The sequence below is a fragment of the Bacteroidota bacterium genome, assembly GCA_016194975.1.
GTDB lineage: Bacteria > Bacteroidota > Bacteroidia > Palsa-965 > Palsa-965.
Genome location: JACQAM010000016.1, coordinates 35,837 through 52,158, shown reverse-complemented (window position 1 = coordinate 52,158; position 16,322 = coordinate 35,837). Strand labels below are relative to the sequence as shown.

The following is a 16,322-nucleotide window of genomic DNA, read 5'->3' as shown; positions in this document are numbered from 1 at the left end:
TCGGAATCTGATTTGTAAAGTTGGGGTTATCCAAAAAACGGATTGTAATTTATCAGAGGGAATAATCTACTTACAATTTTCTAACTCAATAAAATTTTACCGATTGAAATATGAATTAACCTTTGAAATTTTCGGAAACGATTACATTCAAGACCGCAGTGTCAATTGAGGCAATTAACTCTGTTCCCATAAAATCAGGTTCACCATCATAATGAATTGCTCCTTCCGATTTCCTTGTAATTGTAATTTTCTTTCCACTGAAACTTTCAAGAAATCGAGACGTGTCGAGTTTTTTTCCGAACATTTTTCCTGCAATTCCAATCATGTTCCACCACCGGAAGGGAAGTAAAATTGAAAAATGTAAAATTTCGTCCCTCACATTTGCCTTTGGTGCGATCCACGCATTGTTTCCATATTGTCCGGCATTTGCAATGGTCATGAGAAAAGCATTTCGTTCAAATTTCTTTCCGTCAATAACAATCGTGTAATTTTCCGAATGATAGGAACGGAATTCCGCTAAAGTCATTTTGCCATAGGTCCAGAATCCTCGTGAATCGCTTTCTGCAAATAATTTTCCAATGTGTGCATCAAATCCAACTCCTGCAGTGCAGAAAAAAGAACGATGATTAATTCTTCCACGATCAATTTTTTTCACCACACCTGTTTCCAATAATTTCATTGCTGCCGATGGTTTTAACGGAATTCCCAAATGACGTGCAAGACCATTTCCCGAACCGAATGGAATAATTCCAAGCGCGATAGTTGTCCCGCACAAAACTTCGGCCAATTGACTCACGGTTCCATCACCTCCAACTGCAACGGCGATATCAAATTCTCCAGTTACGATGTTTTGAAAAATTTCATCGCGATCAGAAATATTTTTCCAGAGAATAATTTCACTGTCGTAGGAATAATTGACCAAACTGCGAATGAGCTTGACGCGATCCGTTTTTTTGTCACTTCCAGAATTCGGGTTAATGACAAAAGCAATTCTCTTTCGGTTCATAATTGGGAAATAAATGGGAAATAAAATATTGGATTAAACAGGAAGTAATTCTGATGACAAGGGATCTGCCGGTGCATTCGCTTCCAACACTTCATTGAAATTTTTCACAAAAAGATTTTCCGCTTTTGATTCCCATTTGCGGAATGATTCCGACATCGATTGGTGTTTGGGAAGCCAATCCAAAAATTTCCAAATATCAAATTTCAAATCAAAAATTCCAACTCCGGCGCGTTGTGCATCATGACCGTTGCACAGTTGTTCGAAATGTCCCTCGACGGGAACCATAAAAACCGGTTTGTCGAGATAAAAAGCCTCACAAACCGATTCAAATCCCGCAGTACTGATCAAGCCGTTGCAGCTTGCCATGTACTCGAGAAATTTCATGTCGCTCAGTCGATGAAAAAAAAGATTTTCGTGAACTTCAATAAATTCCCTTTCCGATTCCATATCGGTAAAAACATGCAAACAAATTTCTGGATTTTTCTTGTGCCAGTTTTCAATATCATTTCTGTAACCCGCGTTGACAAGATAGCAGAGATAATAACCGCGCTTGTTCACCGACAATGTTTTTACTTCCCGGCGAAGCAGCGGAGGAACAACTTTTAATTTTTCATCATTTGAAGATGCCAATTGTGAAAAAGACAACGCAAGAATTCTTTCCGCACCGGCAGAAGTCAAACGCGTGTAATTCTTCAGAAAAATTTTGTCTATTTTATGTCCTTGTGGAAATTCAAAATCGGGATGGTCACCAAGGTATTGATGTGCAATGCAAACGATCGGAGGCCGTTTGCTTTTGTGAGTTGTTTTTGAATACAATCCTACCATCGGCTCATAAAAGTTGACGATGATTTCAGGATTCCATTCTGCCACTTTTTGTTTCAACAATTTTGCGGAGCGGAGATAGGTTCTGATTCGTTTCAAATTATGCCACACAGTTGCGCCGATATTTATTCCCCGATTGTTTTTGGTGATGAAATTCGGACTTTGCATTCTCACTACGGGAATTTCTGAAAATTGTTTGTGAAAAAAATCAGGAATTGTTCTTCGTTCGCTTGTGCCGACAATTGCGCCACAAATTTCAAAATCATTTTTCTCGAGTAATTGTCGAAGAGAAACCGCTTGCGTCATGTGGCCGCGGCCTTCGCCCTGGACTACAAATAGAACTTTGGATTTCATATCATTAATTGGTTTTTAGTTCACGAACATTATCCGTTTCTAATTCCGATTCCGTTGACAAATGCATTTCCAATTCTCTCAACCATTCTGTGTAATAAATAATTTTCCATTCCCCTTCATACGTTTCAACAAGTGCGGTCAACGATTCCACCCAATCGCCACTATTGAGGTAATGAATGTTTCCAATCATTTTATTCGCGGGCGTATGGATGTGTCCGCAGATAACTCCATCACATTTTTTCTTTTTCGCGACGGAAGCCAATTGTGTTTCGAAATCGGAAATGAAACTGACTGCGCTTTTTACTTTTACCTTGATGACTTGTGAAAGCGAATAATAGGATTGCCCGCGTCTTTCTCTCCAATTATTGTAATGTTTGTTCAGCCAGAGCAAAAAAGTGTAACTCACATCACCGAGTTTGGCAAGCCATTTCAATTTGGTTGTGACCATATCGAAAATGTCGCCATGAACTACATAGTATTTTTTATCACCCGATTCCAGATAATAATCCAGGCGAATTGAAAAGTTGCCGAGTGTGAAAGGAAGAACTTCATCCAGAAAATCATCGTGATTGCCACGGATGTAAATGATTTTTGTTTTTTTCGATGCGAGTTTTAAAACGAGTCGGATAAATTTTGTGTGTTTCTTTTCCCATTCTCCGGATTTTTTCAATTGCCAACCATCTATAATGTCTCCATTAAGAATGAGCTTTTCGCATTTGAGATGTTTGAGGAAATGAATGACTTCTTTCGCTTTGGATGTCGACGTACCCAGATGAATGTCGGAAAGAATGATTGTTTTATATCGTGTTTTCTTCACCTTATTTTGGTTGAACAAATTTCCCTTTTCAATATCAAGGGAAGATGAAGGGGCAATCACGTTTGTACTATCATTGTGTTTTGCGTAGGGAATTCAGGATGTGAATTCTTCATACTCTGTTAACGGGCAAAACACAAAGTCAATATGTTCTTATGAAAAATTGGCGATTTCAAAAAATGTTAATGCCAATAACTTCGTTCAGGAATTTAAGTAGTGGCAGGTGGAAGAAAATAAATTGGCAATAGCTTTGACGTCAGCCACAATTCAACTCGTTTCAACAATAATTCTATTCTGATGGGTTTGCCGATAAACGCATCAGCTTCCAATTTCAAACCAAAATCTTTTGCAGTTGATTCGTTTAATGCAGAAAGAAAAATAATTTTTGTCTTATCGAAAATCGGATTCTTCCGCAATTCAATGCAGGTTTCGTATCCGTTCATCACTGGCATGAGTACGTCAAGAATGATAAGATCAGGTTTGAATTCCAGTGCCAAATCCATTCCTTCTTTACCATCAGAGGCGGTAATTACGATGTAACCTCTTCGAAGGAGATTGTAGGAAATGAATTCTCGGATATCCGGCTCATCATCCACGATGAGAATTTTCATTTGTTTGTTTTTCACTTTAGGAATATTTAAAGCAAATCTACCGCCACAATGTGGTGTGAGTATTATGAAGAGGTTAGGGTTCTATTTTTATTTTTAATCGGAAATTTTTTTCAGGAACAATAATCGATTAACAAGTATAAATTCAAAAGAGCCGCCCCATTTCTGAAGCGACCCTTTTCTTACTACTAAAGAATACTCTTTAGTTTTTCTCGACTTTATTAATTCAATGACAACATTGTCACCCTGAGCAAAGTCGAAGGATTATTTGTTGATCATCACTTTCATCGTATTCACTTTTCCGTCGTTGATGATGCGGAGGAAATAAATTCCGTTATCCCAATTGGTAACATCGAATGTCATCAAATTGTTTCCGGAAGTGAGTGCGCGATTTTCGTTGATCATTAATTTTCCCGTTACGTCGTAAGCAACAATCGAAACTTCTTTATCGGAAAGAACATTCATTTCCAAATTGATTTGCTCGTTCGCTGGATTTGGATAAAGAGTTGTTGTTTCACCTGCAGGAGTAACAGTATTGATTCCCACGTTGATCATGATTGGCATACAAACTGAATCAGCACAACCGAAAGAAGTCATTGCAGTGAGACAAGCCGTGTAATTTCCATTCCCGGAATACGTGTGAGTAGGACTCAGGTTCGAAGAAGAATTTGAATCGCCAAAATCCCAAGTGTAAGTTGTCGCACCGGTAGAACCGTTCGTGAAAACAACTGTCGGCATGTTGGTGGAATTGTAAGTGTAACTCGCAACAGGAAGTGGGTGAACGGTGACAACAACATTTTGTGATGTTCCTGTTCCATTGCAAGCATTGCTGTTTGTTTCCGTTACGTTATAAGTTCCGGCAGTTCCAACAGTAATGCTTTGTGTTGTTTGTCCACCTGGCGACCACATGTAAGTATCACCTTGAGAAGCAGTAAGTGTTACCATATCACCTTGACAAATTGAAGTGTTTCCTGTGATTGTAATTGTTGGAGCAGGAGATGCACTTGCAGAAACTGTTATCGGTGCAGAAACGGTCGATTGGCAACCATTCGCATTTGTAACTTGCACAGTATAGTTTCCGGAATTGTAAACGGTGATGCTTTGTGTAGTTGCAAGTGTGCTCCATAAATAAGATGCAGAAGCATTCGCAGTTAGAATTACACTGTCGCCTGTACAGAAAGATGTCGGACCACTTGCGGTAATTGTTGCATTCGGAAGTGGATTCACAACAACAGTTACTGCCGATGAAGTCGCTTGACAACCGTTTACATCAGTAATTGTTACCAAATAATTTCCAGCTGTATTTGCAGTAATGGAAGGAGTTGTTGAACCATTGCTCCAACTGTATGCGGAAGAATTATTTGCAGTCAATGTTACATTTCCACCTTGACAGAAAGTAATTGGCCCGCCGGCAGTGATGGTTGCCGTTGGTGCAGCATACGTTGATACAACAAGGTTTGCAGAAGTTGTAGAACATCCTGTTGAATTTGTAACAACGAGATTGTAAGTTCCAGCAGCAGTTGCAGTATAACTTTGGTTCGTTGCGCCGTTAATGTTTACGTTAGCCAACATCCACTGATAAGTATAACCACTTCCTGAATTTCCATTCAACACAACTGATCCACCAGAAGGACAAATTGTTGTTGAGCCAGCAGCAGTAATTGTTGCAGCGGGAGCACCCGTTAAATTATAAGGAGTATTAACCGGATCGAAATTGCACCATCCGTTCATCCAATCATCCGCTGTAGTTTGTGTTCCTGAAAATGCACCAACATAATTTGTTTGCGTAAAGAAAGGGCTGTTCAATTTTCCGCTGTTCCAAACCGGTAATCGTGTTGGGGCATTGTAATGTGACAACCAAATTGTCGTGTCAGTATTTATCGGCAACATTGGATTGAAAGGAAATACACTTCCGTTGTTGAATGGATTTGAATTTCCATAATGCGCTGTAAATTGTGTGTATTGATTTGGATTGGAAGGATTTGTTGAAAGTGTGCTCAGCGCTTTACTGTTATAACAAACAGGCGAAGTACTTGTTGGAACTTCATTTGGATTTGCAAGGTTGAAAGGATTTGCAAGACGTACTCCGGTTTGTTCAGTTGGATAAGTCCAGTTTTGATATTTAGGACCCGCTTGAGGATTGTCGAAAAATAAATTGAAAGGACCGGAAAATGACGAAGCGGTTGTTGCACTTCCGAAAGGAGTAGTAGATGTTGTATCAGCTTCCGTTGCTGTATTTGTCAATGAGCGAGCGCCATCAATTACAAACTCCAATTCCTTTTTTACTGGAGTTGCGTTTGTAGGAATTCCGCAAACAATATCTCCGCGAAGTTGACCGATTGAATCACCTGCGGCACCGAGTATTTCATAATTTCTTGTTGTTGATCCATAACTCGCTGATGATTGATCAAACAATATTCCGCAAGGATAACCAACAAAAATACTATTCATAATACTGATTGCATCTCCTCGTCTAATATGCGCGGCGGAAACAAATTGCGGATCATAAGCAGTTGAAGTTGGACTTACCAATGGTCCAATCACAGTCATGTTGCAAAAAACGGGACGTGTTAATCCAGTTGTGTCTCCTGCTAATCCTGTTAATGTTCCAGATTGATAACTGTCCGATTCAAATGCTTTCGAACCGGATTGGTCAGCTGCAAAAGGATCTCTAATTCCACATCCGAATTGAACTTTTCCGCGATAACCATTGTCTGTATCAAAATCATCATCCCATCCGCGATAAGCGACAAGATATTTGCAATTCACATTTCCGCCAAACCATTCGAAAGAATCGTCGCCGGAATAAGAAACCTGAATGTGATCAATATTTGTTCCGTCACCAACTCCGCACAATGTAAGTCCGTTGATTTCATTGTTGGGAGAAAATGCGACGCCTGCAAATTCAATTCGAACATAAGACATCGAACCTGAATTATCGTGTGGCATATCATTTCCTGCGCCACCATAAAGTGAACGTGGTCCACCTTCAACCTGACTTTGATCACCATTCCAATTTACAAATGCGCGACCGCAAAGAATTACTCCACCCCAATCGCCATAAGTACGAGAACCTGGAGCTTGATTAGAAGTGAAAACAATTGGTTCCGCAGCTGTTCCATTTGCATAAAGTTTGGAACCACGTTCGACGATTAAAGATCCTTTTGTGTTCTTGTCGCCTTTGATAATTACACCGGCATCAATTGTCAATATTGCATTTTGACAAACGTAAACGTAACCCATTAATAAATATTGGTTACATGCTGTCCAATGTGTGTTGGTGTAAATACTATCCTGGACGGTGATGACGGATTGTGCTTTCAGATTTTTCGCTGAAATTCCTGTCAACAACAGCACCAGAATCATTCCGAGTGTGTGTAACGATTTTTTTTTCATTTGTTTTTGATTTTTTGCCGATGCTTAGTTTCGGCGTGATTGTTTTGAAATTGAATTGGGTTGATGAAATAAAAAAAGCATATAAATTTTTTTATTCAGGCAAATGTATCCACGCAGTATTATCACGTCTTTGCGCCTGCATTATTCTATCAACGCTAAAATGATTGGAGTTTGTAAAGTGTTGACGAGAATTGTAAATAAATTATTTCCGCGAAAAAAACAGGTCAAGAAAAATGGATGGAATTATTTTCCAGTTAAATTCACTTTTATTCCTGCTGTAAAATATCTTCCCAATTTATATCCCATTATTTCCTCATCCATTCCATTCTTTTCAAATTTTCCATTTCTATTGGTGTCTTGAACCATTCGGACATGCTGATCCAAAATATTCTGAATTCCGAAAGTCAGGGAAAAACATTTCCAGATTTTTTGAGAAACAGAAATGTCAAGCGATTGTCGGGGAAGTTCGCCAATGTTTGCATAGTTAAGCGCGCCAACCAAAAAAAGGCGCGGCCCGAAAACATTATATAAAAGGGAAGCTTGAAATCCGATCGAATCATTCTGATAATAAATTCCACCATTCACCACATAAGGAGATTGTCCCTGCAACGGATTTGAAGCCGCCTGATTTTGAATACCACTTATATAAAGTCGACTTTTTATCAATGAGAAATTTGCAACAACATTAAAATTTCCAAATGTTTGCGTTTGAAAAATAGTATCGAACACAGCAAGATTTTTCCGCATGTCAAATTCAATTCCCTCTGTAAACGCATAATCAGCATTGATAAATGAAAACGCGCGACTGTCACTTCCGCCCGAATTCAAAATCACTTGTTGAATAGGATCTTTCAATGATTTGTAAAAAACTCCGAACTGAATATAATCGGCAAGCCCGGGATAAAATTCAAAACGTGCGTCGTAATTATCAACTTGCGCAACTTTTAAAACTTGTCCTTGCGGCGCAAGAACGGTTGGATAAAGCGAGCCATAAGTTCCTGCAAGAAAATCGAAATCGTAAAAATAAAATGGAGACCATTCCCGAAACTCAGGTCGGTTCAAGGATTTTCCGTAAGCCAAACGGATCAATGTTTTTTCATTGAAGTTGTAAGTTGCATTGACAGATGGCAACAGAAATTTCGTTGTGATTTTCGGATTGATGCTGTCTTGATTTACAAAACTCTGAAGCGCCTGTTGATTGAACTCGTAGCGCGTTCCCCCCACGATTTTTATTTTTTTCCCGATTGGCAAACTCAATGAGGTATATTCCGCCACTTGTAAATTCTGTGCAGTGTATTTATCCGAAGCGCTGGTAATCTCATCCATTTTAAATCCGGTGCCGCCAATATTTTCTGGAGAAAAAATTTGATCAATCGGTAAAAATTTTAAATAATAAGCAGTTTGACTTGGATTGATTGTATAGCCGATAACTCGCGCAATAAATTGCCGCGATTTATATTCGGCGTAAGTTCCAATGTTCACATCAAAATGAAATCTGTTTTTTGCAGAATCACCCCCGATATAAAAAGTGTGGCGGAAATTTTGATTGAAAGAATACACACGTTCGTTTTGCCACGCGAAAAATCTTCCTCCACCGTGAATCGGATCAACAATCGGTGCCACTTGCGCACTGTACATGGAGTCACCTGCTGTGCGCGCTTTCGCGTACGTGATGCGGCGCAAGTCGGGAGCATTTCTTTCTGTGTAACCAAAACCCGCTGTCCAATTATATTCTGTCTTTCCATTTTTCGATTTATGATCGCCAACCAACTGTGAAGAATAAATCAATCTGTTTTCATAACCTTCTGCATACGATTTTTCGCTTGGACCATCGAGGTAATTACTCACGCGTTGTGTCACCCAACTTCTCCCTTGAGAATTTATCAAATTTTTAAATTCCAATTTATTGTTTCCAAAAAGCATCGAAAAATTTTCAATTGCATTCGTGCGCACCGTCTGTGTGCTTTGTATGTCCGCGTAATCTTCTGTCTGCGTAAGCGAGTCCCAGTCCTGCCGATGAATTTGATAAGTTGTAAAAACATTTGAATAACTGACACCAAAAGTATTTCCAAATAAAATTCCATTTTTCAAATGAATCGGTGCAGCATACATCAAACTGAATCGCTGATCAGGAATTGCACCTTTGCTTAAAATTCCCCAGTCGTTGTGAAACGCCAATGTTTGTTGAGTATTAGTTGCGCTGCTGCGATTGAAATAATCTGGCGAGCCATCCGGCATATTTCTATAACCGTTATCGATTCCGAATTTGTCCATCGAACTTCCCAAATTATAATAAAATGTTTTTCCCGTTGTTCCCGCGCGAAAAGAATTTTGATAATTTACGCTGAGATAATTTTTTTCCGGAAATGCTTTCGTATAAATTTTCACCATTCCTCCAGCGAAATCGGCTGGCAATTCGGGCGAAGGAGTTTTATAAATTAAAATGCGGTCTACCATGCCACTTGGAATCATTTCAAAAGAGAACGCGCGTTTGTCGGTTTCCATACTCGGTGCGCCGGCATCATTCAACCAAACGGAATTGTATCGTTCGCTCAATCCACGCACCATGATAAAACGATTGTCAATAATTGTAACACCAGGAATTCTTTTCACAACTTCACTTGCATCCCTGTCCTGCGATTTTGAAATTTGAGCACCGCCAATCACGCTCACGGCCTTGTCTTCATTTTTCATTTCCGCCGCAACACTGCTTTCCGTATTGGAAATTCTAATTTCCTTGATGACAACTTCCGAATCCATAACAGTCGAAGGTTCCATCACAACATTTAGCACAATGTTTTTTTGTCCCGATTTTATTTCAACGCCGGTAATTAATTGTGTTTTGTAACTCTGCGCAGAAAATCGGATTTTGTAAATTCCAATTGGCATTCCCGTAATTTTGTAATTTCCATCAAAATCCGAGCTTGTTCCTTTTTTCCCAACAGAAGTGCTGTCGATGAAAACAACTGCGCCGCCCAATAATTCTCCAGTTACTTTATCTGAAATTGTTCCGCTGACTGATCCTGTTTCACTGTTTGTTTGCGAGAAACAAAAATTTGTGTGCGAGAAAAAAAACACGGTAATTATAAATTGTAAAAAAATGCGCATCAAATAAATGTCTTGAATGCGAATTACTTGTTATGCTATGACACGAACATTACGCCCTAGTTAACGTTTTGTAAACTGAAATTGATTTATAACAAAACCTTGTCCCATTAAATTAATCTTACGTTAACACAATTTTCAAAAAATAATCTTTCAATTTTTGAGTAAGGACAATTTTTTTTTCATCGGAAAAATTAATGTACTTCCACTGCTGCTCCAGTCGAATTTAATTTTAAAACACGTGGGGAGGAGCATCTTGCAGCGAATCTTTCCGCATTATTGTATCAGCTTGCTAAACTCATGGAAAATGAGGATGGCATTATTATTTTTGATGGAACACCAGTTGACACCTTGGCCTTTATAGAATTATTTACGAAAGACAAGAAAGTATATTCTTCGCTTTCTCCTCAAGTAACTAAAGTAATGGAGCACTTCGATTTAATTTATTTAATTGAGCGGGCTGATAATGACTATTCAAAAAACACTACCCTTTTGACAGGTGATCAGCGAAAAGAAATAAATGAATTCATAAAAAATATTATTCAAACATTAATACATGGAATGAAAAAATAAAATTTTCCGAAAAGGAACTTGAAAAAGATATCGACTTACAAGTAGATAACTCAATTAAGGTTATTATGGACTTATATATTCAGAAACGAAGAAATTCCTGAATTACACACTCACCCCGCTCCTAAAACATTCTTCAAGAAAACTTTTGATTTAAACTCTGATCCCCGCCACCAGCACATCATCCACCTGTTCGAGATCTTTTTTCCAGTTTTCAAATTCTTCTTCCATTTTTTGTTTCTGCTCTGCTACGGGCAATGAAGAAATATGCTGCAATAATTTTTTCAGGTTTGCTTCTTTGAATTTTTTCCCGAGCGGCCCGCCGAACTGATCGGCGAATCCATCGGTGTAGAGATACAGCGCATCTCCTTTTTGCAATTCAAGTTTGCGCGTGGCGAACGGAATCTCTTTTTCTCCTTTGCCCACCGGCATTTTATCGGTTTCACAAACAATGATCTCTTGTCCACGCACGATCACAGGCGCATTGTGCGCAGCCGCATACGTGATGGAATTATTTTTTCTGTCGATGCAAAGCAACACTGCATCCATTCCGTCTTTCCCCCCATCCTGTGAAATATTTTCTATAAGCCGCGAGCGCACATGATCGAAAATTTTTCCGGGTTCATTCATTTTCTTTTCAATGATGGCTTCGTTGAGATAAGAAATATTCAGCAGCGACATGAAGGCGCCGGGTACGCCGTGGCCTGTGGAATCACAAATAGCCAAATAAAATTTTTCTCCCTGCAGAGTAGCCCAGTAAAAATCGCCGCTCACAATATCTTTCGGTTTAAAGAGAATAAAACTTTCTGCCAGATTATTTTTCAGTAGCTCTTCATGCGCGAGCAACGCGTACTGTATGCGCTGCGCATAATTGATGCTGTCACGAATGTCTTTATGTGCGGCCGTAACTTTTTCTTTTTCTTCCTGCAGCTCAAATGTACGTTCACTCACTTTCTCCTCGAGAACTTCTTTTTCCTTCCTGAGAATGCGTTCTCTTCTCCTTATGAAAAGCCACACGCCGAGAATGAGAGAAAGAATGCACAACGTATAAAACCATTTTGTTCTCCAGAACGGAGGCGAGATCGTAATGTGTATCACCGCTTCTTTTCCACCCCAGTAACCATCGTTGTTCGACGCGCGCACGCGGAACGTGTATTCGCCCGGATCAAGATTAGTGTACGTAACAAATCTTCTTGTTCCGGCGTCCACCCAATCGGCATCGAATCCTTCCATCATGTATTTGAACTGATTTTTTTTCGGATTGGTGAATTCGAGTCCGGCAAAATCGAAGGAGAAAAAATAATCGAGATAAGTAAGTGAAATATCACTGGTGAAAAGAATGTCCTGTGTCAATGGATATTTTTTATTCAGTACAGAAAACCCGGTGATGAATGCAGGTGCCGGCGTTTGATTCGGTAAAATATCTTTCGGATAAAAAATATTCATCCCATTCACACCGCCGAACCATATTCTTCCGTCGCCTGATTTGAAAACCGCATTCTGGTTGAATTCATTTCCCTGCAATCCGTCATCGGTTGAAAACGTACGCACACTTCTCTGCGCAGGATCGAAACAACAGATACCACGATTGGTACTCATCCAAATTTCGCCGTGATCACCTTCTGCAATTCCGTTGATCACATTGTTCGGCAATCCGTCATTCTCGGTAACGGTCACAATTTTATTTCCCGCTTTGTAAACCAATCCTGAACCGGCAGTACCGATCCACAGGATGCCGAGTTTGTCAATGTAAATTGTAGAGATCCCGATCTCATTCGGGTTTTTCCAGATGAGCGAATATTTATTTGTTTTTGTGTCGAGATCGAAAACCTGCCCGCCGGTAAGTCCGATAACAAGATGATGCGGGCCGCTCTGTGCAATTCCTATAACGCAGTTGCTGGGAGAAATGCTGTCTGATTTTTCGAATGGGATATTGATGAAACCGTCAATGGAAGGATCGTACTTCTGAAAATCTCCGTAGCCAGCCGCAATCCATACCGTTCCATTATCATCACAAAAAATATCGGTGACCGTACTTGCGTTGAGATTATTCGGAGCGCCCGACGCAGGTTCCCAGTGCTGGTATGTTTTTGTTACAGGATCATAACAATGCACTCCGGTTCCTGCAGTTCCCATCCAGATTTTCCCGGAATGATCGCGGCACATTCCCTGGATATTCGATCGATTACTCGGCGCGCCGATAGTTTTGGTATGATCAATGGCATCATCAAGTGGTGGTGGCTCAAAAAATTTTGTCGCTGTTTCATAATGAACCGGGCCGGCAGAAGTTCCGATCCATAATCCTGAAGCGCCGTCAGAACAAAATGACCAAATCGTATTTGCGGGAAGACTATTATTGTTTTTCGGATCCATTTTCATCAATCCGAATCGTTCGAGTTTTGAATCATAAACATTCACTCCGCCCTGCCATCCTCCGGTCCAGATGAGTCCGCCTTTATCTTCCGTAACACTCCACACATTATTGTCATTGATCGTCCACGGATCATTCGGATCATTCCTGAAATTTCTCCATGTCCATGTGGAAGGATCTACTTCATACAATCCGTTTTCAGCTGTAGCGATCCAGATATTTCCTTTGTGATCTTCGTGAATCGACCACACCATCCCGGAAAAAATTCCTGCAACAGGGCCCGTTGAATCGTATTCATATTGCATTTTTCCTGTTGACGGATCGAACAGATCGATTCCTCTTCCCCAGGTTCCTATCCACACTCTTCCTTTTCTATCGACACATATAGCGCCACGGCTGTTCGGAGAATTCAAACGCAGATCTCCTTCGTGATCACTGTAAGAAGTGAATGATTTTTTCTTCGGATCAAAATCACAAACACCGTTCGACCATGTGGCTATCCACAAATGCCCATTGGGCGCACAGCAGATGCCGCGTACATCATTCCCACAAAGAGAATTTTTATTTTTTTCATCGTGCCGGTAATTGGTGAATTTTCCGGTACGCGGATCGAGAACAGAAATTCCTTCTTTAAAAGTTCCGATCCAGATATTACCACTGCTGTCCTGCGCAAGAGCGAGAATATTATTGCCGGCGAGCCCATTTGTACTTTTAAAATAATGTTTGAATTTCCCTTTTGCCGGATCATATTCATTGAGGCCGTTCTTTGTTCCCGCCCATATATTTCCCTCACGATCGGCGAGCATGGCGCGTGCCGAATTGTGCGAAATGGAATTACTGTCGTTGGGATCGGGACGAAAAATTGTAAAATGATTTCCATCGAAACGCGAAACACCATCCAGCGTTCCCATCCACATGAATCCCTGTTTATCCTGCACGATTCCGAAAACCGAATTCTGTGAAAGTCCGTCTTCAATGGTGTAATGGCGGAAAAGCCCTTTGTCCTGTGAAGAAAGATGAAGACAAAAAAATAAAAAAAGCAATAGTGTCGCGGCGCGTTTCACAGAGGAGAAAGGTAGAAAAAAGTAAGCAGTAGGCAGTAAACAGCAAACAGTAATCAGCACCCTTTAAGAAAGTTTAAAATAATTATCGCCTCTCATCCGACTACTCTATTGTAATTTTGCAGCAATGCATCGTATTCCGGGTTTTACCGCTATTATTTTTTTTCTCGCTTTCCTGTTGCTGATCGACTTCTATGTTTTTTCGGGAGTCCGCACATTGACGACGGGCTACACTGCGCGCACGCGGAAAATAATTCACTGGAGTTACTGGATAGTGAGCGGTTCTCTTTATCTCTGGTTCTTTTTACTTTATTTTTTAGTGACGTTTGATAAACTGATTCCCCGGCCGGCGATGGCGTTCATTGTAACATGGGTATTGTTCTTCATTCCGAAACTTGTTTTTGTTTTTTTTCTTCTGGGCGAAGATGTGTATCGTTTGCTCCGAAGCATTGTCGTTTATTTCCGGAATCTTTTTTTGCCGGGCGATAAAATTGCGATCTATGAAAGCCGCAGAAAATTCGTGAGCACCATTGGCCTTGCTGTTGCGGCGATACCGTTTCTCGGAATTCTGCACGGCATGACCATCGGGAAATTCAATTACCGTTTGCGCAGGGAAAAACTTTTCTTTCCTGATCTGCCCGAAGCGTTTGATGGATTCACCATTACACAGATCAGCGATATTCACGTCGGAAGTTTTGATCCGGTTTCTGATCGTGCAGAAATTGTGCGTGCGGTACAGATGGCGAACGACGAACGTTCCGATCTTTTTGTTTTTACCGGCGATCTCGTGAATAATGTGGCGTTCGAAATGAACGGGTGGATGAATGAATTTTCAAAACTCCGCGCACCATACGGACAAATTTCCATTCTTGGAAATCACGATTACGCCGATTACGTTCACTGGGATTCTGATGTGGCGAAGGAAGCGAACATGCAGGAACTTTACAGCAAACATGCGCAACTCGGATTCAAATTACTGCGCAATGAAAATGTTTACATAGAAAAAGACGGGCAAAAACTTTTCATTCTCGGCGTGGAGAACTGGGGCGCCGGGGGATTCACAAAAAAAGGAGACCTGGATAAGGCGCTGGAAAATGTTCCGGCTGATGCTTTTAAAATTCTTCTATCGCACGATCCTTCGCACTTCGATAAAATTGTTTGGAAACATCCCACGCACGTTCACCTCACGCTATCGGGCCACACGCACGGAGCGCAATTCGGTGTAGAAATTCCCTGGTTGAAATGGAGTCCCATACAATACAAATATCCGCACTGGGCCGGGTTGTATTCTACGAACGGAAAATATCTTTATGTGAATCGCGGATTCGGATTTCTCGCAATGCCGGCGCGCGTAGGAATCTGGCCGGAGATCACGGTGTTCACGTTGAGAAAAGGATAACAACATTTTCATTGGATATTCCACCGATTGAAAGATTATCTTTGAATGGTTAAAAGAAATTACACCCTTCACAAGATGGAGCAAAAAGATACCCGGTGGCTGCAACGATTGCAGAATTTTGAAAAAGCTTTTTTATTTTTCGAAGAAGCGGTTGCAAAAAAGACTTTTACACCGATCGAAGTCGGAGGATTAGTACAATCATTTGAATTCACTTTCGAACTGGGATGGAAAACGGTGAAAGACTTTTTGTATGAGCAGGGAATAAAAACAGATTTTCCGAAACAGGCCATTAAGGAAGGATTCGCGACACAGGTAATCACCGATGGACATACATGGATCGAAATGCTTGAAAAAAGAAACGAGTTATCGCACACCTATAATGCGGAAGTGGCAAAGAATGCAGTCGCGATCATCACCACTAAATATTATCCTGCTATCCGGCAGGTTTATCAGTATTTAAAAAATAAACGTGATGCCTGAGTCTTTCGGATTGAAAAAAAGTGATCTCGAAATTCTGATCGCTATTTTTAAAAAAGAAAATACAATAGAACAGGCGATCATTTTCGGAAGCAGAGCAAAAGGAAATTTCAGTAGTGGAAGTGATGTGGACATCGCGCTGAAAGGAAAAGATTTAACCGATGATATTGTTGCTCATCTGCGTTTCCAATTGAACGAAGAAACGATGTCTCCCTACAAATTCGACTTGCTGAATTATAATACGATCTCAAACGCGGATGTGATCAGCCATATTGATCGCGCAGGTAAAATATTTTATTCAAAGTAATTTCGGATTTCTCCCTTTCCCCGGAAGAGTTG

General features: G+C 40.4%; 11 protein-coding genes. 4 read left to right on the top strand and 7 right to left on the bottom strand.

Annotated features, from left to right (window positions below; translation table 11 throughout):
- Positions 1–115: 115 nt before the first annotated feature.
- The 6 genes from HY064_10355 to HY064_10330 form a co-directional block, all read right to left on the bottom strand.
- The gene (locus tag HY064_10355; GenBank protein MBI3511054.1) at positions 116–1,006 is read right to left on the bottom strand and encodes a diacylglycerol kinase family lipid kinase; all 891 of its coding nucleotides are present in this window, start codon (positions 1,004–1,006) and stop codon (positions 116–118) included.
- A gap of 33 nt (positions 1,007–1,039) precedes the next feature.
- The gene (locus tag HY064_10350) at positions 1,040–2,182 is read right to left on the bottom strand and encodes a hypothetical protein (protein ID MBI3511053.1); all 1,143 of its coding nucleotides are present in this window, start codon (positions 2,180–2,182) and stop codon (positions 1,040–1,042) included.
- Between the two features lie 4 nt (positions 2,183–2,186).
- Entirely contained in the window at positions 2,187–2,999 is an 813-nt protein-coding gene (locus HY064_10345; protein MBI3511052.1) for a UDP-2,3-diacylglucosamine diphosphatase, read from the bottom strand.
- Positions 3,000–3,205: 206 nt separating this feature from the next.
- Positions 3,206–3,607 (bottom strand): response regulator, encoded by a 402-nt coding sequence (locus HY064_10340; protein MBI3511051.1) that lies wholly within the window; start codon positions 3,605–3,607, stop codon positions 3,206–3,208.
- Positions 3,608–3,868: 261 nt separating this feature from the next.
- Entirely contained in the window at positions 3,869–7,000 is a 3,132-nt protein-coding gene (locus HY064_10335) for a T9SS type A sorting domain-containing protein (GenBank protein ID MBI3511050.1), read from the bottom strand.
- Positions 7,001–7,243: 243 nt separating this feature from the next.
- A complete protein-coding gene (locus HY064_10330; protein MBI3511049.1) occupies positions 7,244–10,078 on the bottom strand; it encodes a TonB-dependent receptor in 2,835 nt (944 codons plus the stop codon).
- A gap of 327 nt (positions 10,079–10,405) precedes the next feature.
- On the opposite strand from HY064_10330, the gene HY064_10325 reads away from it, so the two are divergent.
- The gene (locus HY064_10325; protein MBI3511048.1) at positions 10,406–10,678 is read left to right on the top strand and encodes a hypothetical protein; all 273 of its coding nucleotides are present in this window, start codon (positions 10,406–10,408) and stop codon (positions 10,676–10,678) included.
- Between the two features lie 150 nt (positions 10,679–10,828).
- On the opposite strand, the gene HY064_10320 is transcribed toward HY064_10325, so the two are convergent.
- The gene (locus HY064_10320) at positions 10,829–14,110 is read right to left on the bottom strand and encodes a SpoIIE family protein phosphatase (protein MBI3511047.1); all 3,282 of its coding nucleotides are present in this window, start codon (positions 14,108–14,110) and stop codon (positions 10,829–10,831) included.
- A 124-nt stretch (positions 14,111–14,234) separates the two neighbouring features.
- Between HY064_10320 and HY064_10315 the strand changes: the two genes are divergently transcribed.
- The 3 genes from HY064_10315 (at position 14,235) to HY064_10305 (ending at position 16,290) form a co-directional block, all read left to right on the top strand.
- Positions 14,235–15,506: a metallophosphoesterase gene (locus HY064_10315; GenBank protein MBI3511046.1), complete on the top strand. Its 1,272-nt coding sequence runs from the start codon at positions 14,235–14,237 to the stop codon at positions 15,504–15,506.
- Positions 15,507–15,581: 75 nt separating this feature from the next.
- Positions 15,582–15,986 carry a nucleotidyltransferase substrate binding protein gene (locus HY064_10310; GenBank protein MBI3511045.1) on the top strand — a complete coding sequence of 135 codons (405 nt, stop codon included), beginning with the start codon at positions 15,582–15,584 and terminating at the stop codon, positions 15,984–15,986.
- The gene (locus tag HY064_10305; GenBank protein MBI3511044.1) at positions 15,979–16,290 is read left to right on the top strand and encodes a nucleotidyltransferase domain-containing protein; all 312 of its coding nucleotides are present in this window, start codon (positions 15,979–15,981) and stop codon (positions 16,288–16,290) included. Before HY064_10310 ends, HY064_10305 begins: the two co-directional genes overlap by 8 nt.
- Positions 16,291–16,322: the final 32 nt, after the last annotated feature.